This window comes from Saccharothrix obliqua, assembly GCF_019375475.1.
Classification (GTDB): Bacteria; Actinomycetota; Actinomycetes; order Mycobacteriales; family Pseudonocardiaceae; genus Actinosynnema; species Actinosynnema obliqua.
Genome location: NZ_JAHXGQ010000002.1, coordinates 233655 through 257551 on the forward strand (window position 1 = coordinate 233655; position 23897 = coordinate 257551).

Consider the following 23897-nt stretch of genomic DNA (forward strand, 5'->3'; position numbering starts at 1 on the left):
CTCGGTCAGCGGAGGGGTCGGCGGGCGTCGCGGTAGGCGTGCTCGATCAGCCGGAGCTGGCGTTCGCCGAGCGGGCCGGTGAGGCCGTCGTCGTCCTCGTCGGCGGTGATCGCCACCGTGCCGTGCCAGCGGTCGGCGGGCGCGCCCAGCGTGGTGAGCATCGCCCAGGAGACCGGGTTCGGCGGGTACAGGTCCGGCACCGAGGCCGCCGCGGCGGGCGAGACGTCCGCGACCTTCGCCCGCAGCCCGTGCCCGAGGCCCACGCCGTTGACCAGACCCCGGTACGGGTCCACGGCGGCGGCGACCGCGGCCCACAGCGCCTCCTGGTAGAGGCCGCCCCAGTCGTCGGGTACCGCCCGCCCCTCGGCCACGCGCACCAGCAGCCCGCCGGCGGGGGTGATCAACGCGTAGGAGACCTGCTCGGGGCCGACGGCGTGCGGGGGGCGGTGCGCGGGTGGCGCGCCGCAGTCGTGGGAGGCGTGCACATCGCGTCACGGTAGCGACCACGGCGACGATCAGCGGGTGCCGACGCCGAAGGTAGGGCGGATCTGTGACAACCGGCCCCGATCAGGCTAAAGCGCCGACACCCGTGGTCAGAATCGCCGCCCGGATCGGACGACACCACCGCCGATCGGACGTGCCCCGTCCGCGAACAGCGGTCTCGTTGCCGGGGGTGGTAAAAATGTCCGGACAGGCAGGCCGCCGGCGGGGTGATCGGCGAGTGCGAAACTGCCGGGGTGACATCCCGAGCACTGGACCGGTCCGGGGCACGACCGCTGTGGCGGCAGCTCCAGGACGACCTCATCCACCGGCTGCGGGCGGGCGAGTTCGACGCGGGGTTCCCCGGTGAGCTGACCCTCGTGGAGGACTACCGGGTCAGCCGCCACACGGTCCGCCAAGCACTGCAACGACTGCGTGCCGACGGCCTCGTGGTCGCCGAGCGGGGTCGTCAGCCGCGGGTCAGCCCGGCCGCCGACGTCGAGCAGCCGCTGGACACCCTGTACAGCCTGTTCGCCTCGGTGGAGGCGGCCGGGTTGGCGCAGCGCAGCGTGGTGCGGGTGTTGGACGTGCGGGCGGACGGAGTGGTCGCGGACCGCCTGGACCTGGAGGGATCGACCCCGCTGGTGCACCTGGAACGCCTGCGGCTGGCGGCCGGGCGGCCGTTCGCGATCGACCGCGTGTGGCTGCCCGCCGAGCTGGCGACACCCATCGTGACCGCCGACTTCACGCGCACCAGCCTGTACGCGGTCCTGGCCGAGCGGACCGGCGTGCGGCTGGACGCGAGCCGGGAGAGCATCCGCGCCGTCGTGCCGACACCGGCCGAGCGGGCGTTGCTGGAGTGCGGGCCGGACGTCGCCTGCCTGTCGGTGCACCGGCAGGGGCGGGCGGGCGGCAGACCGGTCGAGTGGCGTCACACGATGGTGCGAGGTGACCGGTTCGCGGTGACCGCCGAGTTCCCGGCCGACACCCGCCGCCTGCGGCGAGGCGCGACAACCCGCTGAACACGCCGCCCTCCGTCCGACGTAATGTACGGACATATGGAGGTGCGGGGATGAGCATCGGTGCGGCACGTCGTGGGGCGGCGCTCGGGACGGGTCGCGGGCCGGCCCGGGCGAACGGGGTCCGCGTCGCCGCGCCTCGGAATGCCAGGGGGCCGCGCGTGGTTCGCGCCGGGAGCCCGGCGGCGTGCGCCGATGCCCCGCCGGCGCTCGCGGGTGCCCCGGCGGCGGAGGCGGTTGGTCCGGCGGGAGCGAGCGGCCCAGGGGCGCAGGCGGGTGCCCCGGCGGAGCGGGCAGGTGCCTCAGCGGCGGAGACGGGCGGTCCGGCGGAGCGGGCGGGTGCCCCAGCGGCGGAGGCGGGAGGTCCGGCGGCGGAGGCGGGCGCACTGGCGACGCTCGCGGGCGACCCGGCGGCGCTGGCGAGCGGCCCGGTAGCGCGAGCGGGCACCCCGGCCGCGCAGGCGAGCGCAACGGCGGCGCAGGCGAGCGCAACGGCGGCGCAGGCGGGTGCCCCGGCGACGCGGGCTGGTGACTCGGCGGCGCGGGCTGGCAACCCGGTAGCGCGGGCCAGCGGCGCGGCGGCGTCGGTCGGCGGCGCGGCGGCGTCGGTCGGCAGCTCAGCGGCGTGGGTCGGCAGTTCAGCGGTGGGGCGGTCATGACCTCCGTCGTCCTCGCCCTGATCGCCGGCGCGGTGGTCGGGCTCTCCCTCGGCGGGCTGGGCGGGGGTGGCACCGTCCTCACCGCGCCCGCGTTGATCTACCTGCTCGGCTTCAGCCCGCAGCAGGCCACCACCGCCGCCCTCGTCGTGGTCGCCGCCACCTCCGCCACCGCCCTCTTCGCCCACGCCCGCGCCGGCGCGGTGCGCTGGCGGCTGGGCGCGGTGTTCGCGGCGGCGGGGGTGGTGCCCGCCGTGGTGGTCGGCCGGTTCACCGAGCACGTGCCGGCCGCGGTGACGACCGGGGCGTTCGCGGTGGTCGCCGCGCTCGCCGGCGTACTCCTCCTCCGCCGGAGCCGGAGCCGGGACCGGAGCCGAGCCGGCGACGCGGTGCGGCCGGGGCGCGCGGCGGGCGTCGGCGCGGGACTCGGCGCGTTGACCGGTTTCCTCGGCGTGGGCGGCGGTTTCCTCGCCGTGCCCGCGCTCGTCGGCGTCCTGGCGGTGCCGATGTCCGCCGCGGTCGGCACCAGCCTGCTGGTGATCACGGTGAACGCCGTGGCCGCTTTCGGCGCACGACTGGGCGCCATCACCGCCGTGGACTGGGCGTTGGTCGGCCCGTTCGCCGCGGCGGCACTGCTGGGCGCCTGGGACGGCCGCCGCCTGGCCGCGAAGGTGGACGCCACCGCGCTCCGCCGGGTGTTCGCGGCAGCACTGGTCGTCGTGTCGGTCGCCATGGCCGCCGACACCGTCCTCAATGGACGCTAGAGGCTCGGCGTGAACGCGGCGATGCGCGCCGCCAGCCGGCGGGCGTGCGGGTCGCCCCGGTGGCGGTCCGCGAGGTGGCGCAGCGGTTGCAGCCGGTCCGCCACGCGGATCGAGCTGACGTCCGCCGCCGCCGCGATGGCCCGACCGCCGACCGCCGCCGCGTGCGCGAAATCCCGGTCCACCAGGTGGTTCGCGGCCAGCGCGACGAGGCTCAACGCGCGGCTGCGCACCATGTCGTCCGGGTAACCGAGGATCGCGGCGGTCAACGCCGGGATCGCGATCGCCGTGTGGCCGGGGTCCGCGGTGCGCGCCAGCTCGGTGTGCACGAGACCGGTCAACGCCGACAAATCGGTCGCGTCGAAGAACCGCGCCCAGCCCGGCACCGGCGTGCCCGCGGACCGCGCGAAGTCCTCGTGCGCCTGGCGCAACCGGATCACCGCCATGCCCCGGTCCCCCATGCCCGCGTGCGCCCACGCCTCGTTGGCGCGCAGCACGGCGATCGCGTGGTAGGACCCCGCGCGCCTGGCCGCGACCAGCCCGCGGCGGAAGTCCTCCAGGGCCTCGCGCCGCCGCCCGCCGTGCAGCCGCAGCCGTCCCGAGCGGTAGTGGATGTTCGCCACCAGGTCCTGGTGACCCGCGTCGACGGCCAGCGCCAGCGCGCGTTCCCAGTGCCGGGCCGCGTCCTGCTCCCGGCCGGTGTCGAAGCACGTCCAGCCGGCCAGGTTGTGGACGTCCGCCAACGCCACCCGCAACCGCAACCGCACCCGCGCACCGGCCGCGGACCGCAGCCACCGGTCGTGCCACGCCGCGGTGACGATCACCTGGTCCCGGCACGACCCGCCGCCCAACCGGTAGTCCAGACCCCGCAGTCGCTCGGTCTCGGCCTCCAGCCGCGCGACGTCACCGGCGCCGATCCGGGCGGGGACGCGTCCTCGGTCCGCCATCGCCGCACCTCACAGTCGTGTCGGAGGGGTGCCTGCGATCAAACTCGCGGCGCGGGGCGCGAGCAGGTGCTGCACCGGCGGTACCACGCGCGCGGATTACCCCGTTGGAGAACGGGTTCCGCCGACACCACGGCGGCACGCGGGCACGCGAGGGGCGGCGACGCGCGCTCGACCGGCGGAGTAGAACTCATGTACCGGCGGCGGTCGCCGCCACTGCTGTCCAGGAGGTGTGGATGACCCCGCGCTGCCAACGCGATCCGGGCGATCCGGGCGCGGTGCCCGCCGGGCGGCCCAGCGCCGCGGGGGCGCCCGGCCGTGCGCGGAACCGCGGATGACGCACCGCCGGGGCGATGTCACGATGGCGGTGGAGAAACTGGTCGCCCGGTGGGCGGCGAAGGACACCGCGGGGTTGAGCAGGTTGTTCGCCGACGGCGTCCGGTGGTGGACGGCGCCGGTGCCGGGCGCGCCGTGGCCCGCCGAAGCCCGCAACCCGCGTGAGGTGGAGTCGTTCTTCCTGGCGTTCCGCGCGGTGCTGGAGCTGACCGCGATCACCACGCGCGGGCTCGTCGTGGACGGCCCGGACGCGGTGCTCACCGGCCGGCTGCACGCACGGGTCCAGACCACCGGACTGACCCTCGCGTACGACTTCGCGATCGCGGTGAGCGTGCACGGCGGACTCGTCACCGAGTTCCGCATGTACGCGGACACACTCGCGATCGCGCGGGCGCTCGCACCGGATGTTCCCCCGGTATCACCGTGATGCTTTACCGTTGGGCGGCCGGCACTGGAAGAATGGCGGCATCCACGTCGAAGAGAGCAGAAAGGTCACCGCCGTGCCGCAGTCGGGACCGATCAGCGAAATCCTCGCCGAGTTGAGACGCGGGCGCGGGCTGACCCAGGACGACCTGGCCGAGCGGCTGCACGCCGTTTCCGGCAACACCAGCGTGACCAGGGAGGAGGTCTCCCGGTGGGAGCGCGGCAAGCGCATCCCCGGCCCGTACTGGCGGGGCTGGCTCGGGCAGGTCCTGGACACCCCGCAGCACGAATTGGAACGCGCGGCGGCAATCCAGCGCGCCGCCCGCCGCCATTGACGCGGTCGCCGGTATTGCCGACGCGGGCACCTTTCGGCGCATATTCACCCTTTCCTCGGGCGGACCGCCGGAAAACAGCCGCTCGCGTTGGCGCACAAGGCGGTTGTGGCGTGCCGCCGGGGCCGAGGACAATCCCTCGCGTGTCCACCACGAGGGACGGTTTGCTGACCGCCGCGGCGGCGGCGTTCGACCGCGACGGGTACGTGCGGGCGACGATCGACGACGTCTGCGACCGCGCCGGCGTCACGAAAGGCGCGCTGTACGGCCACTTCAGCTCCAAGAAGGCGCTCGCCGTCGCGGTGCTCGACCGCCAGGCGCGGGAGTGGGCGGAGACCCGGGACCGGCTCCAGCGCGCCAACCGCGGCCCGCTCCAGGTGCTGGTGGACCTCGGCTACGCGGTGAACCAGGACCGCGCGGTCGTGCAGCGCCTGCTGTTCCAGGCCCCGATCTCCGACGACGTGGCCGAGCGCCAGGTCGGCCAGTGGACCGCGACAGTGCGGGACCTGTTGCGCTCGGCGGCTTTCCAGGGCGAGCTGCGGCCCGGCGTGGACGTCGACGCGTGCGCGGACGCGGTGGTCGCCGCGCTGGTGGGCGTGCACCTGATGTCCCTGGCGGTCGAGGACCCGGCCGGGGTGGCGCGGCAGCTCTCCGGCGTGTGGCGGACCTGGCTGCCGACCATCGCGCGACCCGAGGTGTACGCGGCGCTGCGCGTGACACCGCCACGCCGCCGGGTGTGAGGCGTCAGCCGCCGAGCACCGCCCACACCAGCGTGCCGTCCGACCACGTGGTGGACCAGCCGGAGCGGACCGCGCCGGTCGCCGCGCCACGCAGCCCGGCCGGGTCGCGCGGCACCACCGCGTCCTCGCTCGCGCCGACCACCAGCATCCCGTGCCACCGCTCGAAGACCACCACCGGGCGGATGCCCCGCGCGGCGAGGGCGACCAGCGCGTCCGCCACGTCCGCCGCCTCGGCGGCCAACCTCGGCAGGCCCCAGACCCGGCACGTCTCCTCGGCGGCCAGCCGCGCGTACTCCGCGCTGCCCCGCAACGGCAGCGGTATCCGGGCCACCCAGCGCGGCGGCGGCGTGCCGACGGAGGCCACGGCGTCGGCCACGGACGCGAAGGTCGGCAGCGGCCAGTCCGCGCGACCGCCGGCGGCCAGCAGGATCGGCACCCCCGGCCAGTCCGCGACCTGCGCCCACACCGACCGGAACACCACGCCCGCGCCGGGTTCCACGTCCACCGCGCTCATGTCCACCACGACGGCCGCGGGCTGCGCCAGGACGGTGCGCAGCAGCACGTCCCGCATCCGCGGGTAGGTGGCCCGGCCGAGCAGGCCGTGCGGCGACAGCACCGCGATGCCGTCCGCGCCGGACAGCTCCACTCGGAGCAGTTCGTCACGCACGACGCGTCCCACCGGCCCGCGCTTGTTGACCGGGTCGTACCGGAATACCTACCCTAAGTGATCGCAATGGCGCTGTCCGTCGAGATGAGGACTCCTTGAACGACCCGGCACAAGGCGCGCGCACCAGGGCCGGTCTCGTCGCCGCGAGCATCGAGCTGTTCGACCGACACGGGTACGAGGGCACGTCGCTGGACGCCGTCTGCCGCAGCATCTCGGTCACCAAAGGCGCGCTGTACCGGCACTTCCCGTCCAAGCAGGCACTCGCCGTCGCGGTCGTGGAGGAGCACTTCCGGCGCTGGCACGAGGTGCGGGCGGAGTTCGAGGGCACCGGCACGGGACCGCTCCAGACGCTGATCGACCTCACCCACCGGATGGGCGCCCTCACCCGCACCGACCGGACGGTGCGGGTGGGCGTGCGGCTGCTGTTCACCAGCGAGCTGTTCGAGCTGCTGGCGGGCGTGCACTTCGTCAGCCTGGTGGTGATGGTGCGCGACCTGCTCGGGCAGGCCGTGGCGGCGGGCGAGGTGCGGCCGGGCCTGGACACCCGCGAGGAGGCGGACGGCATCGCCGCCGCCGTCATCGGTTCGCAGGCGCTGGCCGTGATCGCGGGCGGCGACCCGGTGGACCGCCTGGCCACGATGTGGCGGCACCGCCTGGAACACCTGGCGGTGCCGGCCCACCGCCCGCACCTGCGGGCGACCGCCCTGGTCGGCTGACCACGACCGGCGGCAGCACGGCACGCACCGCACCACCGCACACCGACCGACCGCACCCACCGAACTTGCCCGCCGAGCCCGCCGCGACGCAAGCGGCCGGCAGCGCGAGGCACGGCCCCGGTGCGCCGAACGGACCAGCCCCCTCCTACCCCAGCCGCTCGTACTCGGCGCGGACCTGGGTGATCAGGTCGCGGACGGCCTGCCCGCGAACGGCCGCCTCGTGCAGGTGCTCGAAGGTCGCGAGGTGGCCCCGCACGTCGTCCCGGTCGGTGATCACCACGTTGCCGGACAGGAGGTCGAACACCACCATCGTCTCGTCCAGCACCACGAAACCGGCGTCCGGCAGGTCCACGCGGGTGAACCACCGGATGACGCCGAGTTCCACGTCCGGCGCGAGGCTCAACGCCCACAACAGGTCCCAGTGCTGCGGCGCGGCGCGCAGCGCGCCCTCCGACAGGACCACCACCGTGCGCCGGCCCGGTTCGACCCAGCGCAGCAACTGCGGTGGCACGCCGCAGATCCCGAACGCGCGCACGGTGCGTGCCGCGGCCTCCGTGCGCGCCACCACGACCTGGCGGCGGGCGACACCGCGGTGCAGCACCGCGCGGCGGTGCTCGGCGTCGCGCGTCACCTGGTCGGCCAACGCCAGCAGCCGACGCCGCACGCTCGGCGGCACCTCGTACACCTCGGCCAGCCGCGCCACGTCGGCGACCTTCGGCAGCAGCCGCCCGGTCTCCACCTTCGAGACCTTGGACTGGCTCATCCCGGCCCGCTTACCCGCCACCGCGCCCGTCAGGCCCGAGTTCAGGCGGGCGCGCAGCAGTTCGACGGACAGTTCCTCGCGCCGGGCGCGGGCGTCGGCGACCACCATCATCTGCGTCACGGGGCGGTGCCCCCGCCGGCGCAGCCGCACGCCTTCCGCCACGAGGGTGCTGCGCACCGTCCCGTAAGAGCGACCGGTCGCGGCGGCGAGTGCGCGGATCGTCTGGCCGTCCGCGTAACCTTTCACCACGAAGGCGCGGAAGTTCCCGGTCACTGCGCGCACGCCGCGGTCTCGCCGGGGCGCCGGGCGGGTCGTCGCGGTGGTCCGATTCCCTCGTGCGCCCGCCAGGCCGAGTCGCACGCCGGGCAGGTCGGCCAGCACCAGTGCGCGTACGGCTGGTCCGCCGGGATGATCAGCGGGACGCCGCACAGCGTCTCGCCCGCGTCACGCGGTGTCAGTTGGCGGCGGATCGCGTGGCGGCGGCCGGCGTGCGGCATCCAGCGGAAGTCGCGGGTCATCGGTGTTTCCCTCCCCTGGCCCGGAATTGGCAGGGTCAACGTAAAGCCTGCACGTGCAGGTTGGGGAGTACACCATCGAGTGAAGGACGATTCCACCGACGTGCGGCAGACTGATCGGTGTCGGGGACACGGTGCAGTCGAGGAAAGCAGGTGGACATGGCCGGCAGCGGCGCGAGCCCGACGGTCTACAAGCGACAGTTGGGCATGGCGCTCACGACACTGCGCGAGAGCGTCGGCAAGACGCAGGACCACGCGGCCGAGGTGCTGGAGTGCTCCCCCGCGAAGATCCGCCGCATCGAGGTCGGTGACGTGGCCATCCGCGCGGCGGAGCTGCGGGTGCTGCTGGAGTTCTACGGCGCGACCAGGCAGGCGCGCAAGCCGATCGAGGAACTGGCGCGGGAAGCACGCAAACGCCGTCCCCGCACCCCGTACGGCACCGTGCTGCCGGACTTCTTCCGGCGGTACTTCAACCTGGAGCAGATCGCCACCGAGGTGCTGCTCTACCACCCGGAGCTGGTACCGGGCCAGTTCCAGACCGACGAGTACGCACGGGCCTTGATCGAGGCGAACCCGCTGCACAACCCGAACGAGGTCGACCGGCTGGTCGAGGCGCGCAAGGCACGGCAGGCGCGGCTCGTCGAGGGTTCGACCCCGCAGATGCAACACGTGGTGCTGCACGAGGCGGCGATCCGGACCGTGGTCGGCGGTCCGGAGGTGATGAGGGCGCAGTTGCACCACCTCAAGAAGCTCTCCCACCTGACCAACGTGACGATCCAGGTCATCCCGTTCACCGCGGGAGCACACGCGGCGTCCAACTTCCCGTTCATCCTGCTGAGGTTCGCCGACAACCAGCGGAACATCGTCTACCTGGAGGACCTGACAACCGCGAACTCGGTGGACGAGCCGGGACACGTCGCGCAGTACGAGACGATCTTCCGCCACATCGTCGGCACCGCTCTGTCGCCGGCGAAGAGCATGGCCCTCGTGACTACAGTGGCGGGCGAGTTGTAATCCCGACAAGGAGGGCGAACGCCATGAACCCGATCCCCACCGCGTGGCGGAAGTCCAGTTACAGCGGCGGCAACGGCGGTGCGTGCGTCGAACTCGCGCACGCCGGTAGTCGCTTGCTCGTGCGTGACTCGAAGAACCCCGAGGGTCCGACGCTCACCTTCCCCACCGCGGGCTTCCTACGCGCCGTCAAGAACGCCTGACCCCGAGCCCCCGACATCCGGTCGGGGGCCTACCGACCCTTCCGCCTGAGCGGGTGCGGCCGGACGGAGAAGCTCGCAGACACCACTTGGCGGGCGAGTTGCAACCCGACAAGGAGGGCGAACGCCATGAACCCGATCCCGTGGCGGAAGTCCAGTTACAGCGGCGGCAACGGCGGCGACTGCGTCGAACTCGCGCACGTCGGTGGCCGCTTGCTCGTGCGTGACTCGAAGAACCCCGAGGGTCCGACGCTCACCTTCCCCACCGCGCACTTCCTGCGCGCCGTCAAGAACGCCTGACCCCGAGCCCCCGGCATCCGGTCGGGGGCTTCGCCCCCTCCGCCCGGTCGAGGAGCGCGCGGTACGGCTGACCCCCAGCCCCCGGGGTCCGGTCGGCGGCTTCGCCGCCCCCTCCGCCTGGTTGCAGGTGTCCAGCGCGGCTGCCCCCAGGTCGACGTCCGGTCGGGGGTCTCACCCCCTCCGCCCGGTCGAGGAGCACACGGGATGCCCCAGCCCCGACGTCAGGTCAGGGTTTCACCGCCCCTTGCGCCACTCGCGCACCACGTGCTCGACGTCGAAGGGCATCAGGTTGAGCGGCGGGCCGGAGAGCGGTTTGCGGATGGCGTCCGTGATCCGCTCGTTGATCTCGCCCAGGATGCGCCGCACCTCGGCCTCCGAACCCGCGCGCCCGGCGGCCTCCCGCGCCGCCGCGGCCTCGCGGCGGAGTTGGAGGGACGCGGGCAGTGCCGTGCCCTCCTCGCGCCGCACCTTCTCCTTGAGCCACCACAGCTCGTCGTGCGCCCCGGACAGGCCCGGCAGCGGTTTCCCCGCGCCGGGCAGGTTGTCGAACTCGCCCCGGTCCTGCGCCTCGCGGATCTGCCGGTCCACCCACGTCTCGAACCCGACACCAGCGGGTTTGCGCTCCGTCACGACCACCACCCCCACCCCAGGCTACCGAACGGACACCCCTTCCGGCGGGCTCGGAACCGGCATCGCAGCCCTGGTGATGGACGAACCCGACGCCCTTCCGTAACCTGTCCGAGACCCGGCGGGACGGTAACTCGTCCGGGCTAACCGGGTTCGAGGGAGGACCGCGCAGCCGTGGCGTCGCACCCCGTTCAGCGCACCGTCCGCGCGGCTGTGGCCGCGGTCGCCGTGCTCGCCCTGGCGGGCGGCGTGCTCGCACCGGCGGCGGCCGACCCGTTGCCGCCCAACGCCTCCGACACGTTGAAGCGGTACAACGAACTCACCACCCAGGCCGAGAAGCTGAACGAGGAGCACCTGCGCGCGCAGGACGATCTCGCGAAGGCGCAGACCGACCTCGACCAGGCCAACCGCGACCTCACCGCCGCGCAGCAGGCGCAGGAGGAGCTGCGCGGGCAGGTCGACCTGCTGACCGAGGCGTCGTTCGAGGGCGCGCGGTTCAACCAGCTCTCCGCGATCCTGGTCAGCGAGTCGCAGCAGGACTTCCTGAACCGGATGTCCGCGCTCGGCGTGCTGGCCGACGAGAACGCCGAGTCGATGGCGAGCCTCCAAGCCGCCGTGGACCAGGCGAACGACGCGTCGCGCCGCGCCACCGACGCCGCCGCCAGCGCCGACCGGGCGATCAGCGACATCGACCAGCGCAAGGCCGCGTTGGACGCGCAGATCACCGAGGCGCGTGACGCGTACCGGGCGTTGCCGAAGTCGGAGCGCGACGCGTTGGCCGACGAGGGCTTCACCGGCGAGGTGCCGGTGCCGCCGGGTCAGGCCGGGCAGGCGCTGGCGTTCGCGCTGGGCGAGCGCGGCAAGCCCTACGTGTTCGGCTCCAACGGCCCCGACTCGTGGGACTGCTCCAGCCTCATGCAGGCCGCGTACCGGTCGGTCGGGATCAGCATCCCGCGCACCACGTACGGGCAGGCCGTCATCGGGCGCGAGGTGTCGTTGAACGAGGTCAAGGCCGGCGACCTGGTCATCTACTACGCCGACCGGCACCACGTGTCGATGGCGATCGACGGCATCCGCGCCGTGCACGCGTCGACCGAGGGCGTCCCGGTGAAGATCCAGGACATCGAGTCCATCGGGCCCATCAACACCATCCGGCGCGTCGTCGGCTGACCGGCCCGCGGGGGCGGACCCCGTTACGATTCCCGCCGGCGGGTACCTGAGGACGGCGGTGGGACGTTGCGCTGGAGTGCCGGTGCGGTCGCGCGGATGCTGGGCGTGTCGCCGGTGACCCTGCGCACCTGGGACCGGCGGTACGGGCTCGGCCCGAGCACCCGGGAAGAGGGCAGGCACCGCCGGTACAGCGAGGAGGACGTGGCCCGGCTGCGCCGGATGCTGGTCCTGACCGGGCGGGGCGTGTCGCCCGCGTCGGCCGCGGCGGCGGTGCTGGCGGCGCCCGGCGGGGAGGTCGGGCCGCGTGCCGTCGAGGAGGCGGCGGAGCTGCTGGACGTGCCGCTGCTGGGGACGCTTTCCTCATCGTTGATCGCGCGGGACGGCGTGGTGCGTGCCTGGGAGGACGTGCTCGTGCCGTTCCTGGTGGCGCTGGGCGAGCGGGTCGCCGCCACCGGCTCGGGCGTGGAGGTCGAGCACCTGGCGTCGGCGGCGATCTCGCGGGCGTTGCGCGCCGCCGCCCCGGTCGCCGGGAGCGCGTCGGTGCTGCTGGCGTGCGCGCCGGAGGAGCAGCACAGCCTCCCCCTGGACGCGTTGGCCGCCGCGCTCACTGAACGTGACTGCGGTTCATGGCACCTGGGTGCTCGCGTGCCGGCTCGGGCGTTACTCGATGCGGTGAATTCTCTCGCCCCGCGGGTGGTGTTCGTGTGGGCGCACGCGCCGGCCTGCGCTGTGCTGGCACCCGTCTCCGAGCTGCTGGAACGTGGCCTGCCGGTCCTGCTCGGCGGGCCGGGTTGGGTGCCCGTGCCGCCGGGTGCCCGGTGGTTCGGCTCGCTCGGCGCGGCCGTGACGGGTGTGCTGGAGTTGAACCGGTTCTGAATCGAATTTAGGCTGTGCGGGGTCCGTTCCCGAGCACAGGACGTGATCACATGCCGGAACTGTCCCGCCTGCCCCGCCCGGTCGCCGAGTCCTGGGACTGGCAGCTGAGAGGTCTGTGCCGCGGCATGGACAGCGCCCTGTTCTTCCACACGCCCAACGAGCGCGGTGCGGCGCGGGAGGACCGGGAGGCCAGGGCGAAGGCCGTGTGCGCGCGGTGCCCGGTGCTGGCGGAGTGCCGCACGCACGCGCTGACCGTGGAGGAGACGTACGGGGTCTGGGGTGGGCTCGGGGAGAGCGAGCTGCGCCGGTTGATCTCCCGCAACCACCGGCGCGGCTGATCAACGCGCGGAGGCCGCGCTCTTGGGCCGCCAGCGCGTGTACCCGGCGCGCTCGGCCTCGGCGATGGACCGGAAGGTGACGTCACCCTTCATCCGCTTGAAGTAGGGCGAGTCCGGGGTGTGGAAGATCATCGACTTGGAGCTGCCCTTCACCGCGCACTCCGGGGCGGGCACGGTGTCGACGTGGTGCACGACCTTGCGTTCCACTTCGGACGGTTCCCGGCGCGGCACCGCGGTCAGGGCGAGGCGGACCGGCGGGTCGAGCCGGGCGCGCAGGGCGCGGATCGTGGACCGCAACGCCAACCAGGTGATCAGGGCGCCCGCGAGGAAGGCGAGCGCGCACAGGACGAACAGCTGGGCGAACAACCAGATCACTGCCACTCCTAGCCGATGAGGACGTCTACCTGGCGCGCGGTCGGGCTGGTGCGCTCGGGGCCCGGGTCGACGGTGACGGCCGTCCGGAGGCGGTCGGGGCGCACGCCCTGTGCCACGAAGAGGTCGCGCACCACCTCGGCCCGCTGCTGCGCCAGTCCGCGCGGGTCGGGGTGTTCGGTGCCGGCGTGGCCGTTGAGCGAGACGACCGCCCGCGGTGCGACCAGCAGCAGGCGGGCGACCCGTTCCACCAGGACCGACCCGTGGCCCTGCCAGTCCGCCGTGCCGGGCTCGAACCGGAAGCCGCCGTTGCTCCGGACCAGGGCGGCGACCGAGCGCTGGAGCGCGCCCAGGTCGAGGTCACCGGGGACCACCGTGACCCGTTGGTCGGAGATCCCGTTGCGTGCCAAGGCTTCCCGCAACGTGGCCGCGCGACCTTCGTCGGCGACCGTCGCGCGTGCCGCACGCGACCCCTCGGCGAACACGGCCGTGAAGTCGGCCGCACCCACCCCGACCGCCGCGGCGACCACGTCGACCGCCACCGCGGCCCCCACCGGCAGCCGCTCGTGGCCGGCCGTGAGCAGGTCGGTGACCCGGAGGTCGACGGCCCTGGCGCGCACACCGTCCATAAGGGACCGCCGCTCCGCTTCGTCCGCGACGTCGCCGAGCAACACGACCTCGTCACCGCGCACGGACAACACCAACCGCCCCACCGGGGCCGGCGACACACCCGCCGCTTCCGCGGCCAACTGCGCGCGGGCGAAGACCCCGGTGGCCGCGAGGAGTGCGGGCACGAGGACGGCGCCGACGAGCCACACTCGCCACGTTCGGGAGGTCAGCACCGGGCGTTAGTACCGGAATTGACGGGCGGATCGCCACCAGCCACAGCCGTACACGCAGGACTCCGGGTGGCATTTCACCTGTCCAGGTGACCTGGAAAGGAGCCGATGGGCGCGAGGCGAGGGAGGGGCCTGGTGGGTCGGGATGCGGGCGCGGCCGGGGGCGGGCGAGGGAGGCGGGCGAGGCGCTGGTCCCGGCGGGTCGGGCGGGATGGAGGTTGGGGCGCGCGGGAGCGGGAGGGCAGGGGCAGGAGGGCAGGAGCGGGAGGGCGGGCCTCAGGCGGCGAGGTGCGAGCGGGAGGAGCGGGTGCGGGCGGACGGGGTGCGGGCGGACGGGTGTGAGCAGCGCGCAGGCGAGTCGGGCGTGCGCGCGGAGCGAGCCGAGGGCCGTACGGCGGGTGGGTGCCGGGAGGAGCACGGCGGCCGGACCGGAGGCCGGGTTCCGAAGCCGGCGGGGAGTCGGAGGACGGCCAGCTTTCAGGGCCGGCGGGTTGCGGGATGGCCGGGTTGGCGGCCGGGCGGGTTGGCGGCCGGGCGGGAGCCGGGACGGTGGGGTGGGTGCCCCGGCGTACGGGGATCTGGCGGGCGGGGTAGGGTTTGGGATCTTGCCGGGGGGCGGGGGTGTGGGGATGGGCAGGCTCCTAGCGGAGGCGTCTGGGAGTGGTGGGGGCTGGTCGGTTTTTGGGCAGCGTGGATCGCGCCATCGCGACCGTGTGGTCGGATCGCGTGTTCGCCCGTCGACTCGGCTTCGACTCGGCTCCGGCTGCCGTGACTTGGCTACCGCGACTCGGCTCCGGCTAGCGGAGGTCAGCTAGCGGGGGCTGTCCGGCGACGGGGTATCGCCCCGGGCGAGGGCGTCGGTCGGGTTCGCGACTGGGGGCTCCCTTCAGGCGGCTCGGGGTAGGGCTGTTGTTCGGCAGCCGCAGCGGCTGCATACCGGGTGGCGCGGGGGTTGCACCACCTCGGCCAGGAGGCGGCGGGAGTCGTCGAAGGTCGGGGCTCGCCGGCCCGGCACCAGGAGGCTGTCCAAAACCTCCTGCCAACGCCTCGCCCGCGCCCGCGAGCGCTCCACCGGGTCACCCAGCCTGGCCCGCACCCGCTCCCGCGACTCCTCCCGCGCCAGCCGCCCGGCCTCGCCCGGCTGCCTGCGCGGCCTGGGCTGGGTCAGCCGGGCGTTGCGCCGGTTGACCCGCCACCACTGCCCCAGCGTCATCCCGGGCACCGGGGGGCGCGCCCTCCGCGCGCCCCCCACCCACCACGACCTGAGCCGCGCGCGGAGGAAGTCGTGCGCAACCTGGTCGCGGTTCCTGGGGCTGCCCTGCCTGCTGCCGTCCGGCCTGCTGTCCACGGCTACGAGCAGGGCGTCGACGCTCCACCCCTCGGCGAACCAGGGCGCCATGACCACGCGCACACCCGCGCGGTCCGCGTCGGCCCAGTTCGCCCGCAGGCAGAACGCCTCCACAGCCGTGTCGATCTCGTCGTCGGTCTCGGGGATGACACGGCCCGGCCACTGCCGTGGATCAAGCTGTACGCGCATCCCAAGCTCCTTTCCGAAACGCGCACCGAACACCTGTTCGACATAGTGCCAGGGGGGTCCGACAATTCCGGAAGACCAGTCTTGACTTATCTAAGTCCAGGCTTAAAGGTGCTGGTCGTGCACGCGTTCGACGTTCTCGGGGATCCGGTGCGCCGCCGCCTGTTGGAGCTGCTGGCCGACGGCGAGCAGTCGTCCGGCGCGCTGACGGCGGTGGTCCGCGACGAGTTCGGGATCTCGCAGCCCGCCGTCTCGCAGCACCTGCGCGTGCTCCGCGAGCACGGCTTCGCGCGCGTCCGCCCCGACGGCACGCGCCGCCTGTACGCGGTGGACCCGCGGGGCATCCGGGAGGCCGCCGAGTGGCTGCGGCGGTTCGCCTGAACCCGCCGGACGCGGTTTCACCCACCCCCGGAACGGCAACCCTTCCCCCCATGACGGACACCCTGTGGGACGAGTTCCACCACGTAGTGAACATGACCTCGCACGAACTGGAGGACTGGCTGCGCACCCGCTCGGCGGACGAGGAGACCGAGGAGGTGCCCGACCAGGCGGGCACGCCGACCGGTCAGGAAGTGCTGCGGGTGCTGCGCAAGCGGCGCACCGACCTGACCACCGAGGACGTCCGGGTGATGCGGAAGGTGGTCGACCGGGTGCACGCCCAGCGCCGGGACGACCTGGAGCCCACCGCGGGCGAGGCGCACTGGCGGCACCGGCTGATGTCGATCGGCCACGACCCGCTGAAGCCGGCCTAGCGGCGCACGGCGGGTCCGGCGTCCACCCGGTCCGCGTCGCCCAACCGGACGCCGGCCGCCGGGACCAGCCCGAACTGCACGACCTGCCGCCGGGTGAGCAGGCCGGTCAGCCAGTCCGCCGCCACGCGCACGCGGTTGCCCGGCATCGCCAGCAGGTGGTAGCCGCGCGCCACGGCCTTCGCCGCCACCCCGGTCAACGGCACGTGCAGCGGATCGGCCACGGCGTCCGCGCCCGCGAGGTCGACCACGAAGCCGAGGTCGCGGTGCCGGTACGGCCGCGGCGAGCCGAAACCCAGCGACGCCGCCACGTTGCGCCCGGCGAGCTTGCCCTGCCGCTGCGCGTGCTGCGCGGTCATGGGGGTCGGCTGCCCTCCGTTGAACACGTCCGGCACGGACGCCATGTCGCCCGCGGCGAACACGTCCCGCCGACCGGGCACGGCCAGGTCCTCCCCCACCACCAAGCGGCCCTTCTCGGTCGGCAGCTCCACCGACTCCACCAACGGGTCGGGTCGCACGCCGACGCACCACACCACGGTCCGCGTGGGTATCTCCGTGCCGTCGGTCAGCTTGGCGCACGTCTCGGTGACCTCGGCCACGCTGGTCTCCAGCCGCACGTCCACGCCGCGCTTGCGCAACACCTCCAGCGCCGGCCGGGACAGGCGCTCGCTCAACCCCGGCAGCACGCGCTTGGCCATGTCGACCAGGACCCACCGCACCGGCCTGCCCCGGGCGGCGGCCTCGGTGAGGCGCTGGCCCTGCGCCACGAGTTCGGTGCCCGTGTACCCCGCGCCGACCACCACGAACGTGGCCCGGTCGTCGTCGCCGGTCTGCTCGGCCAGTTCGACCTGCCGCAGCACGTGATCGCGCAGGTACACCGCCTCGGCCACCGACTTGAAGCCGAACGCGTGCTCCGCCACGCCGGGCACGGACAGCAGGCGCGTCACGCTGCCCGCGGTCAGCACGATGCGGTCCCACCCCAGCACCTGTGACCGACCTTCCACGTCGATCACCGTGCACGTGCGCGCCGTGAGGTCCACGCTGGTGGCATGTGCCTGCACCAGCCGGGTCCGCGGCAACGCGGTCCGCAGCGGCACCGCGACCCGGCGCGGGTCGAGGGTGCCGCCCGCGACCTCCGGCAGCAGCGGCACGTAGAGCATGTAGTCGGTCGGGTTCACGGCCACCAGGTCCGCCGCGTGCGCGGGCAACGCGCGCTCCAGCGCCCGCAAGCAGTGGTACCCCGCGAACCCCGTGCCGACGACCAGCACCCTCGGTTTGGCCATGGTGCGACCACCTCCCGGATCTCCGGGTACCCCACGACGCGAACGGGTAGACACCGACCATGAAACTCGGGCTGCCGGACGGCATCACCGCCTGCCTATTCGACCTCGACGGGGTGCTGACCAGCACCGCCGTCCTGCACCGCCGCGCCTGGCGGCGCACCTTCGACGACTACCTGCTGCCCCGCGGCCTGCCGCCCTTCGCCGAATCGGACTACACGCGGTACGTGGACGGCCGGCCGCGCTACGACGGCGTGCGGGCGTTCCTGGCGTCACGGGGCATCACGTTGCCGGAAGGCACGCCGGACGACCCGCCGGACGTGGACACCGTGCACGGCATCGGCAACCGCAAGAACGAGCTGATCGACGCGATCATCCGCCAGGAGGGCGTCACGCCCTACCCCGGCTCGGTGCGTTACCTGGAGGCCGCGGCCGGTGACTTCGCGATCGGCGTGGTCACGTCGTCGGCGAACGCGACCCGCGTGCTGGCCGCCGCCGGCCTGGACAAGTACGTGCGGGCGCTGGTGGACGGCGTGGTGATCAGCCGCGACGGTTTGAAGGGCAAGCCCGCGCCGGACTCGTTCCTGGCGGGCGCGCGGATGCTGGGCGTGCCGCCCGCGCGGGCGGCCGTGTTCGAGGACGCGCTGGCCGGTGTGCGGGCGGGTCGCTCGGGCGAGTTCGGGCACGTGGTCGGCGTGAACCGCGCCGACCAGGCGGAGGCGTTGCGGGCGAACGGGGCGGACGTGGTGGTCGACGACTTGGCGGAGCTGCTGTGACGGGGTACGACATCCGACCGTGGTCGCTGCTGTGGCGCGGCTTGTCGGTCGCCGACCTGCGGCGGACGGAATCGACGTTCGCGCTGGCCAACGGGCACATCGGGATGCGTGGTTCGCTGGACGAGGGCGAGCCGCGCGGTCTGCCCGGCACCTACCTGAACGGGTTCTACGAGGAACACGCGCTGCCGTACGGGGAAGCCGGCTACGGCTACCCCGAGGCGGGGCAGACGGTCGTGAACGTGACCGACGGCAAGGTGATCCGGCTGCTGGTGGAGGACGAACCGCTGGACATGCGGTACGGCCGGGCGCTGGAGCACGAGCGGGAGCTGGACTTCCGGTCCGGCACGCTGCGCAGGCGCACGCTGTGGGAGTCGCCGACCGGCCGCCGCGTCGAGGTCCGCTCGGAGCGGCTGGTGTCGTTCTCGCAGCGGGCGGTGGCGGCGATCGACTACGTGGTGGTGCCGGAGGACGACCTGCAACTGGTGGTGCAGTCCGACCTGCTGGCCAACGAGCCGATCGAGCACCGGTCGGGCGACCCGCGGGTGGCGGCGGCCCTGGACGCGCCGCTGGTCGCGGACTTCGCGCACGCCGAGGGCGCGCGTGCCGTGCTGGCGCACCACACCCGGCACTCGGGCCTGCGGATGGCCGCCGCGATGGACCACGAGATCGCGGTGAACGACGGGCTGCGCACCGACATCCACGCGGAGGGCGACCTGGCGCGGTTCACCGCCGCCGCGGACGTGCCCGCGGGCGGTTCGCTGCGGCTCACCAAGTACCTGGGCTACGGCTGGTCGGCACAGCGGTCGGTGCCCGCGTTGCGCGCGCAGGTGGACGCGGCGCTGGCGGGCGCGCGGCAGACGGGCTGGGACGGCCTGCTGGCCGAGCAGCGGGCGTACCTGGACGACTTCTGGGAGGCCGCGGACATCGAGGTGGACGGCGACGACGAACTCCAGCAGGCGGTGCGGTTCGCGTTGTTCCACATCCTCCAGGCCGGTGCGCGTGGCGAGACGAGGGCGATCCCCGGCAAGGGGCTGACCGGTCCCGGTTACGACGGGCACGCGTTCTGGGACAGCGAGATGTTCGTGCTGCCGGTGCTCACCTACACCGTGCCGGACGCGGCGCGCGACGCGCTGCGCTGGCGGCACTCCACGGTGGACAAGGCGCGGGAGCGGGCGCGGGTGCTGGGCCAGCGCGGGGCGGCGTTCCCGTGGCGGTCCATCAACGGCGCGGAGTGCTCGGCGTACTGGCCCGCGAGCACGGCCGCGTTCCACGTGTCCGGCGGCATCGCGCACGCCGTGGCCCAATACACGGCGGCGACCGGCGACGCGGACTTCGACCGGGACTGCGGCACCGAGCTGCTGGTGGAGACCGCGCGGCTGTGGATGTCGTTGGGGCACCACGACAAGCACGGCGGGTTCCGCATCGACGGCGTCACCGGACCCGACGAATACTCGGCGATCGTGGACAACAACGCCTACACGAACCTGCTGGCGCAGAAGAACCTCCGCGCGGCGGCGGACGCGTGCGAGCGCAACCCGGGTTCCGCGGCGGCGCTCGGCGTCCACCCCGACGAGCGCACCGCGTGGTTGGAGGCGGCGATGCGGATGCGCATCCCGTTCGACGCGCTGATCGGCGTGCACCAGCAGGACGAGGCGTTCACCGCGCACGCCGAGTGGGACTTCGACGGCACGAAGCCGGAGGACTACCCGCTGTTGCTGAGCAAGCCGTACTTCGACCTGTACCGCAAGCAGGTGATCAAGCAGGCGGACCTCGTGCTCGCCATGCACGTGCGGGGCGACGCGTTCACCGCGGCGGAGAAGGCCGCGAACTTCGCGTACTACGAGGCGCGCACGGTGCGCGACTCCTCGCTGTCGGCGGGCACGCAATCCGTGCTGGCGGCCGAGGTGGGCGCGCTGGACCTGGCCTACGACTACCTGGCGGAGGCCGCGTTCACCGACCTGCACGACCTGCACGACAACGTCCACAACGGACTGCACATGGCGTCGCTGGCGGGTTCCTGGATCGCGCTGGTGGCCGGTTTCGGCGGGATGCGGGACCACTCCGGGCTCACGTTCGCGCCACGCCTGCCACCGGGCCTGACCCGGTTGTCGTTCCGGATGTTCTTCCAGGGCACCAAGTTGTGCATCGACGTGACCGAGGGCGAGGCCACGTACCGGATCGTCGCCGGCGGCCCGCTGCACACCTCGCACCACGGCGAGCCGCTGACGGTCCAGCCCGGCGCGCCGGTGACGATGCCCGTGCCGGAACCGCCCCGGCCGCCCGACATCCGGCAGCCCGCGAACCGGGCGCCACGCCGCCGGGTGGTCGGCTGACGCTGTCGCCCGTGATCTCTCTCCGCCGGAGTTTTCCCGGTGCCGTACGTGTTTCCGCCCGTGCGCGGTCCACAACGGCCGGACGGCGAGGGGGTGCCCGGCCGGGTCTCCTGGGGGGATCGGAGTCCCGGCCGGGACTTGCAGGCGGCCTTGGGGGGCGGTGGCCGCCTACGGCATCATCGCGCGCACGGGTGAGCCCGTTACGCCCGGCGGCCCGCGGCGGGTTCCGCGCGTCGCCACGCGGAATCCCGTGTTCCGGGTCCGCTGCCCACTGTGCCCGAGGATCGCGCGGCGGAACAGGCGAACGGACCGATTTCGCGGAACCATTCGGAATCGCGATGAGGACGCGTGGTTCCCGTATCGCACCGGCATCCTCCACTGTGGCCGGGGACGTGCTCGGGCACGCATCCCGCACAGCGGGGAGGGATTGCCGCACATCTGCGGCTTCCCGTACACGACGGGTAACCCACAAAGGTGAGCCGGGCAGCGGCCGAACGCCACGCCGGTCAGTATCCGGGACGTGAGTTCAACACCGATCTACGACGAGTTGGCGGCCACCTACCTGGTCGACGCCGAGCAGACCGGTCGCGCGCGCCCCGAGGCCGCCGCGCCGCGGCAGGACCCCGCGCCCGCACCCGCCGACACCCGCACCGACGACCGGGCGAACGCCTGATCTTGACACCCCGTCCCGCGGCGGGGTAGGACGGCTTGACGTCCGTTTGACGAGGCCGCCGCCTGTGTCGAAAGGGTGCGAGCGGTATATGAGCGTGCGGGCAGTGCTCACGGCGGCCGTCCTGCTCGTCGTCGCGGCGTGCGGCGGCGAGGCCCCTCAACCCGTCGAGAAGGTGACCCTCACCTGGTGGGACCACCTCAACCACACGCCCATGGCCGACCAGGGGGCCGACGCGCTGATCAAGCGGTACCAGGACGCGCACCCCGGGGTGGAGATCCGGCGGACCTCGATCCCGCCCGCCGAGTTCGACGCCCGGCTCGCGGAGGCCGTCGCCGCGGGTGCGTTCCCGGACATCGCGGCGGTCGACGTGACGGCCCTGCCCCGGCTGGCCGAGCAGGAGGTGCTGGCCGACCTCACGCCCCGGTTCGAGGGGTGGGCGCCCGCCGACCGGTACCCCGGACCGGTGCGTGACGGCGTCCGGCACCGCGACCGGTTCTGGGGCGTGCCGCTGCGCACCACGACGACCGCCCTGCTCTACAACCGGGACCTGTTCACCGCCGCCGGCGTCGCCCGGCCGCCGGACACCTGGGAGGAGCTGCGCGCCACCGCGCGGTCGCTCACCACGCCGGAGCACGCGGGGCTGTGCTTCGCGGCGGCGGCGGGCGACGACCTCACCGTCGACTTCCTGCCGTTCCTCTGGCAGGCGGGCGGCGACCTGACCGGCGTCGGCGACGACGCCTCGCTCCGGGCGCTGTCCTTCGTGGACGAACTCGTGAACGTGGACCGGGTCGCGCCGGCGGCCGTGCTGGGGTGGACCGCCGCGGACGCCGAGCGGGAGTTCGCGGCCGGCCGGTGCGGCATGGTGCTCGCCGGGCCGCGGGCCGTGCCCGCGGCGAACACCGCCGGCCTCGACTGGGGCGCCGCGCCGCTGCCCGCGGGCCGGGCGGGTCGGGTCGCCGCGGTGGGCGGCGACGCGTGGGTGCTCGGCCGCGCCGGGCAGCACGTCGACCGGGCGTGGGACGTGCTGCGGTGGCTCGCCGAGGAGCGCGGCACCGCGACCGAGTTCGGCGCGGCGATGAACGCCGTGCCCAACCGCTCGGACACCGTCGACGACCCCGGCTGGCGGTGGGACGCCAACGTGCCCGCGTTCAGCTCCCAGCTGGCGGGTGCGCGCGCCGTCCGGGACCCGGACTACGCGCAGGTGTCCGAAGCGGTGTGGACCATGGTCCGCCAGGTCCTCGGCCGGGAGCGCACGCCCGGGGAGGCGGCGGCCGACGCACGTGCCCGGCTGGAACCCCTGCTGCGCTGAGTCACCACGTCCCACCCGGTCGGGTGTCCGGCCGGGTGGAACGTGTTCCGGTGGGGTCGAGGGGTATCCGCCGACCATGCGAGAGAAGACGACAACGAGGGGAGCGGAGGGTGAGCGACGGAAGGTGAGTCGCGCCCAGGTGCTCGCGTTCGTGGTCGGCTCGTTGCAGTTCGTGTTCGCGTTGCTGCCCGTGCTGCCCGGACCCCCCGACCGCACACTCCAGGTGTGCACCGGACTGGTGGGCGTGCTGCTGGCCCACAAGCACCAGTACGCCCGCCTCTACGGGGTGGCGCTGCTGCTGGTCTACGGCAAGCTCCTCATCGCCGATGTGGACGCCTCCACCGCGTGGCTTCAGCTGCCCACCGTCGAGACCGTCGCGTACGGACGCGCCGCGCTGGCCGGCCTGGTGATCGCGGTCGTGCCCGCGTTCGGCCGCCGGTAGTCGCCCGCCGTCATCGTCCCGTCCGGGTGGAAGCGCAGCTTGGGCCCGGTGCTGCGGGCGATGGACTCGAACATGGAGCGGTCGGCCGGCGTCGTCGGCCGCCAGTACATGTGAGCGCCGTGCGTGACACCCATCTCCATGCCGATCATGGTCGTCACCGCCCGGTCGTACCGGCGTTCGGTGAGCGGACGCCCGCCGGAGGCGTGGATGTCGAACACGTCGTGGTCGCCGGTCAACGGGCACAGCCGACCCTTGCGGTCGAAGCCGTGCACGACGCCGTCCCGCACCAGGTACTCGCCGCGCCGCTCCAGCAGGGCCATCTTGGGGCCGAGCGAGTCGAACTCGTCACGCCGCTGGGTGAACCGCTGCCACAGCCGCTCCGTCATGCCGTGTCGTGGTAACCGCGGCCGGAAGTAGCCGACCAGGCCGCGGTGACCGGACCGCGCCCCCAGCCGCACGTCGAGGTCGTCGATGGTCTTGGCCTTCACCGGCTCGGGTTTGGGCAACGCGCCGTCGCGCAGCCACGCCACCGCGTGCGGGTTGGTGGCCCGCACGTCGATGACGAGGTCCTGCTCCGCGGCCACCTGCTGGAACTTGCGGGCGTGCTCGGTGGGCATCCCGAAAACGGACTCCACCGACGCCAGGGGGAAGAGGTGATCAGTGCGCACGGGTATTAAGGTCCGCCCCAAATGCGCGTGCACCAGAGCACCGGGTTG

Annotated in this window: 29 protein-coding genes and 1 pseudogene; 19 read left to right on the forward strand and 11 right to left on the reverse strand. The window is 73.7% G+C overall.

Translation table 11 applies throughout. From position 1 onward, the window contains the following. Positions 1-5 precede the first annotated feature (5 nt). A complete protein-coding gene (locus KZQ38_RS07030; protein ID WP_219439785.1) occupies positions 6-485 on the reverse strand; it encodes a hypothetical protein in 480 nt (159 codons plus the stop codon). 252 nt (positions 486-737) lie between these two features. Between KZQ38_RS07030 and KZQ38_RS07035 the strand changes: the two genes are divergently transcribed. Both KZQ38_RS07035 and KZQ38_RS07040 read left to right on the forward strand, forming a co-directional pair. Then, entirely contained in the window at positions 738-1502 is a 765-nt protein-coding gene (locus KZQ38_RS07035) for a GntR family transcriptional regulator (protein WP_219439787.1), read from the forward strand. Positions 1503-2154: 652 nt separating this feature from the next. Then, positions 2155-2919, forward strand: coding sequence for a sulfite exporter TauE/SafE family protein (locus KZQ38_RS07040; RefSeq protein ID WP_219439790.1), 765 nt, complete (start codon positions 2155-2157; stop codon positions 2917-2919). On the opposite strand, the gene KZQ38_RS07045 is transcribed toward KZQ38_RS07040, so the two are convergent. Continuing rightward, positions 2916-3863 (reverse strand): NsdA family TPR-like regulatory protein, encoded by a 948-nt coding sequence (locus KZQ38_RS07045; protein ID WP_219439792.1) that lies wholly within the window; start codon positions 3861-3863, stop codon positions 2916-2918. The genes KZQ38_RS07040 and KZQ38_RS07045 overlap by 4 nt on opposite strands. 331 nt (positions 3864-4194) lie before the next feature. Between KZQ38_RS07045 and KZQ38_RS07050 the strand changes: the two genes are divergently transcribed. The 3 genes from KZQ38_RS07050 to KZQ38_RS07060 all read left to right on the forward strand — a co-directional run bounded on the left by KZQ38_RS07050 (position 4195) and on the right by KZQ38_RS07060 (position 5691). Continuing rightward, a complete protein-coding gene (locus KZQ38_RS07050; RefSeq protein WP_219439794.1) occupies positions 4195-4623 on the forward strand; it encodes a nuclear transport factor 2 family protein in 429 nt (142 codons plus the stop codon). Between the two features lie 73 nt (positions 4624-4696). Then, on the forward strand, positions 4697-4954 hold the full coding sequence (locus KZQ38_RS35895) for a helix-turn-helix transcriptional regulator (protein ID WP_308258284.1): 258 nt from the start codon (positions 4697-4699) through the stop codon (positions 4952-4954). A 140-nt stretch (positions 4955-5094) separates the two neighbouring features. Continuing rightward, the gene (locus KZQ38_RS07060; RefSeq protein ID WP_219439798.1) at positions 5095-5691 is read left to right on the forward strand and encodes a TetR family transcriptional regulator; all 597 of its coding nucleotides are present in this window, start codon (positions 5095-5097) and stop codon (positions 5689-5691) included. A 4-nt stretch (positions 5692-5695) separates the two neighbouring features. On the opposite strand, the gene KZQ38_RS07065 is transcribed toward KZQ38_RS07060, so the two are convergent. Beyond that, on the reverse strand, positions 5696-6358 hold the full coding sequence (locus KZQ38_RS07065) for a hypothetical protein (protein WP_219439800.1): 663 nt from the start codon (positions 6356-6358) through the stop codon (positions 5696-5698). Between the two features lie 95 nt (positions 6359-6453). Between KZQ38_RS07065 and KZQ38_RS07070 the strand changes: the two genes are divergently transcribed. Beyond that, the gene (locus KZQ38_RS07070; RefSeq protein ID WP_219439802.1) at positions 6454-7074 is read left to right on the forward strand and encodes a TetR family transcriptional regulator; all 621 of its coding nucleotides are present in this window, start codon (positions 6454-6456) and stop codon (positions 7072-7074) included. Positions 7075-7219: 145 nt separating this feature from the next. On the opposite strand, the gene KZQ38_RS07075 is transcribed toward KZQ38_RS07070, so the two are convergent. Then, the gene (locus KZQ38_RS07075; protein ID WP_308258285.1) at positions 7220-8110 is read right to left on the reverse strand and encodes a helix-turn-helix domain-containing protein; all 891 of its coding nucleotides are present in this window, start codon (positions 8108-8110) and stop codon (positions 7220-7222) included. After that, positions 8107-8355 carry an HC3 family zinc finger protein gene (locus KZQ38_RS07080; RefSeq protein ID WP_219439806.1) on the reverse strand — a complete coding sequence of 83 codons (249 nt, stop codon included), beginning with the start codon at positions 8353-8355 and terminating at the stop codon, positions 8107-8109. Before KZQ38_RS07080 ends, KZQ38_RS07075 begins: the two co-directional genes overlap by 4 nt. Positions 8356-8511: 156 nt before the next feature. On the opposite strand from KZQ38_RS07080, the gene KZQ38_RS07085 reads away from it, so the two are divergent. The 3 genes from KZQ38_RS07085 to KZQ38_RS07095 all read left to right on the forward strand — a co-directional run bounded on the left by KZQ38_RS07085 (position 8512) and on the right by KZQ38_RS07095 (position 9863). Continuing rightward, positions 8512-9366, forward strand: coding sequence for a helix-turn-helix domain-containing protein (locus KZQ38_RS07085; RefSeq protein ID WP_219439809.1), 855 nt, complete (start codon positions 8512-8514; stop codon positions 9364-9366). 23 nt (positions 9367-9389) lie between these two features. After that, entirely contained in the window at positions 9390-9566 is a 177-nt protein-coding gene (locus tag KZQ38_RS07090; protein ID WP_219439810.1) for a DUF397 domain-containing protein, read from the forward strand. Between the two features lie 126 nt (positions 9567-9692). Then, positions 9693-9863: a DUF397 domain-containing protein gene (locus KZQ38_RS07095; protein WP_219439812.1), complete on the forward strand. Its 171-nt coding sequence runs from the start codon at positions 9693-9695 to the stop codon at positions 9861-9863. Between the two features lie 234 nt (positions 9864-10097). Here the strand turns inward: KZQ38_RS07095 and KZQ38_RS07100 are convergent, their stop codons facing one another. Further along, positions 10098-10493, reverse strand: a complete 396-nt coding sequence (locus KZQ38_RS07100; RefSeq protein WP_219439814.1) for a DnaJ family domain-containing protein — start codon at positions 10491-10493, stop codon at positions 10098-10100. Between the two features lie 171 nt (positions 10494-10664). Between KZQ38_RS07100 and KZQ38_RS36920 the strand changes: the two genes are divergently transcribed. The 3 genes from KZQ38_RS36920 to KZQ38_RS07115 all read left to right on the forward strand — a co-directional run bounded on the left by KZQ38_RS36920 (position 10665) and on the right by KZQ38_RS07115 (position 12874). Beyond that, a complete protein-coding gene (locus KZQ38_RS36920; protein WP_219439816.1) occupies positions 10665-11660 on the forward strand; it encodes a C40 family peptidase in 996 nt (331 codons plus the stop codon). A gap of 66 nt (positions 11661-11726) precedes the next feature. Next, entirely contained in the window at positions 11727-12536 is an 810-nt protein-coding gene (locus KZQ38_RS07110) for a MerR family transcriptional regulator (protein ID WP_219439818.1), read from the forward strand. A 50-nt stretch (positions 12537-12586) separates the two neighbouring features. Further along, the gene (locus KZQ38_RS07115) at positions 12587-12874 is read left to right on the forward strand and encodes a WhiB family transcriptional regulator (protein WP_219439820.1); all 288 of its coding nucleotides are present in this window, start codon (positions 12587-12589) and stop codon (positions 12872-12874) included. Here KZQ38_RS07115 and KZQ38_RS07120 read toward each other — a convergent pair whose 3' ends face one another. From KZQ38_RS07120 to KZQ38_RS07130, 3 genes are all read right to left on the reverse strand, one after another. Continuing rightward, positions 12875-13249, reverse strand: coding sequence for a LapA family protein (locus tag KZQ38_RS07120; RefSeq protein ID WP_219439822.1), 375 nt, complete (start codon positions 13247-13249; stop codon positions 12875-12877). Positions 13250-13257: 8 nt separating this feature from the next. After that, positions 13258-14088 (reverse strand): OmpA family protein, encoded by an 831-nt coding sequence (locus KZQ38_RS07125; protein ID WP_219439824.1) that lies wholly within the window; start codon positions 14086-14088, stop codon positions 13258-13260. An 883-nt stretch (positions 14089-14971) separates the two neighbouring features. Beyond that, entirely contained in the window at positions 14972-15622 is a 651-nt protein-coding gene (locus tag KZQ38_RS07130) for a hypothetical protein (protein ID WP_219439826.1), read from the reverse strand. 117 nt (positions 15623-15739) lie between these two features. Here KZQ38_RS07130 and KZQ38_RS07135 point away from each other — a divergent pair. Together KZQ38_RS07135 and KZQ38_RS07140 are read left to right on the forward strand one after the other, a co-directional pair. Beyond that, positions 15740-15994, forward strand: a pseudogene (locus tag KZQ38_RS07135) (ArsR/SmtB family transcription factor); the annotation flags it as partial. Positions 15995-16050: 56 nt separating this feature from the next. Continuing rightward, positions 16051-16371 carry a DUF3140 domain-containing protein gene (locus tag KZQ38_RS07140; protein ID WP_219439829.1) on the forward strand — a complete coding sequence of 107 codons (321 nt, stop codon included), beginning with the start codon at positions 16051-16053 and terminating at the stop codon, positions 16369-16371. Here KZQ38_RS07140 and KZQ38_RS07145 read toward each other — a convergent pair. Continuing rightward, positions 16368-17651, reverse strand: coding sequence for an NAD(P)/FAD-dependent oxidoreductase (locus KZQ38_RS07145; RefSeq protein ID WP_219439831.1), 1284 nt, complete (start codon positions 17649-17651; stop codon positions 16368-16370). The genes KZQ38_RS07140 and KZQ38_RS07145 overlap by 4 nt on opposite strands. A gap of 59 nt (positions 17652-17710) precedes the next feature. Here KZQ38_RS07145 and KZQ38_RS07150 point away from each other — a divergent pair, with 59 nt between their 5' ends. The 5 genes from KZQ38_RS07150 (at position 17711) to KZQ38_RS07170 (ending at position 23181) form a co-directional block, all read left to right on the forward strand. Then, positions 17711-18424, forward strand: a complete 714-nt coding sequence (locus tag KZQ38_RS07150; protein ID WP_219439833.1) for an HAD family hydrolase — start codon at positions 17711-17713, stop codon at positions 18422-18424. Further along, on the forward strand, positions 18421-20757 hold the full coding sequence (locus KZQ38_RS07155) for a glycoside hydrolase family 65 protein (protein ID WP_219439835.1): 2337 nt from the start codon (positions 18421-18423) through the stop codon (positions 20755-20757). The genes KZQ38_RS07150 and KZQ38_RS07155 overlap by 4 nt, the downstream gene beginning before the upstream one ends. Before the next feature lie 520 nt (positions 20758-21277). Then, entirely contained in the window at positions 21278-21430 is a 153-nt protein-coding gene (locus KZQ38_RS07160; protein ID WP_219439837.1) for a hypothetical protein, read from the forward strand. Positions 21431-21518: 88 nt separating this feature from the next. Then, positions 21519-22739 (forward strand): ABC transporter substrate-binding protein, encoded by a 1221-nt coding sequence (locus KZQ38_RS07165; protein ID WP_219439839.1) that lies wholly within the window; start codon positions 21519-21521, stop codon positions 22737-22739. A 124-nt stretch (positions 22740-22863) separates the two neighbouring features. Next, the gene (locus tag KZQ38_RS07170) at positions 22864-23181 is read left to right on the forward strand and encodes a hypothetical protein (RefSeq protein ID WP_219439841.1); all 318 of its coding nucleotides are present in this window, start codon (positions 22864-22866) and stop codon (positions 23179-23181) included. On the opposite strand, the gene KZQ38_RS07175 is transcribed toward KZQ38_RS07170, so the two are convergent. After that, positions 23091-23849 carry an anthrax toxin-like adenylyl cyclase domain-containing protein gene (locus KZQ38_RS07175; RefSeq protein ID WP_308258286.1) on the reverse strand — a complete coding sequence of 253 codons (759 nt, stop codon included), beginning with the start codon at positions 23847-23849 and terminating at the stop codon, positions 23091-23093. The genes KZQ38_RS07170 and KZQ38_RS07175 overlap by 91 nt on opposite strands. Positions 23850-23897 lie beyond the last annotated feature (48 nt).

Coding starts and splice junctions, on each gene's coding strand:
- KZQ38_RS07040 (WP_219439790.1), top strand. CDS start 2,155: ATGACCTCCGTCGTCCTCGCCCTGATCGCCGGCGCGGTGGTCGGGCTC.
- KZQ38_RS07045 (WP_219439792.1), bottom strand. CDS start 3,863: ATGGCGGACCGAGGACGCGTCCCCGCCCGGATCGGCGCCGGTGACGTC.
- KZQ38_RS07050 (WP_219439794.1), top strand. CDS start 4,195: ATGACGCACCGCCGGGGCGATGTCACGATGGCGGTGGAGAAACTGGTC.
- KZQ38_RS07080 (WP_219439806.1), bottom strand. CDS start 8,355: ATGACCCGCGACTTCCGCTGGATGCCGCACGCCGGCCGCCGCCACGCG.
- KZQ38_RS07085 (WP_219439809.1), top strand. CDS start 8,512: ATGGCCGGCAGCGGCGCGAGCCCGACGGTCTACAAGCGACAGTTGGGC.
- KZQ38_RS07090 (WP_219439810.1), top strand. CDS start 9,390: ATGAACCCGATCCCCACCGCGTGGCGGAAGTCCAGTTACAGCGGCGGC.
- KZQ38_RS07095 (WP_219439812.1), top strand. CDS start 9,693: ATGAACCCGATCCCGTGGCGGAAGTCCAGTTACAGCGGCGGCAACGGC.
- KZQ38_RS07115 (WP_219439820.1), top strand. CDS start 12,587: ATGCCGGAACTGTCCCGCCTGCCCCGCCCGGTCGCCGAGTCCTGGGAC.
- KZQ38_RS07130 (WP_219439826.1), bottom strand. CDS start 15,622: ATGCGCGTACAGCTTGATCCACGGCAGTGGCCGGGCCGTGTCATCCCC.
- KZQ38_RS07140 (WP_219439829.1), top strand. CDS start 16,051: ATGACGGACACCCTGTGGGACGAGTTCCACCACGTAGTGAACATGACC.
- KZQ38_RS07145 (WP_219439831.1), bottom strand. CDS start 17,651: ATGGCCAAACCGAGGGTGCTGGTCGTCGGCACGGGGTTCGCGGGGTAC.
- KZQ38_RS07150 (WP_219439833.1), top strand. CDS start 17,711: ATGAAACTCGGGCTGCCGGACGGCATCACCGCCTGCCTATTCGACCTC.
- KZQ38_RS07165 (WP_219439839.1), top strand. CDS start 21,519: ATGAGCGTGCGGGCAGTGCTCACGGCGGCCGTCCTGCTCGTCGTCGCG.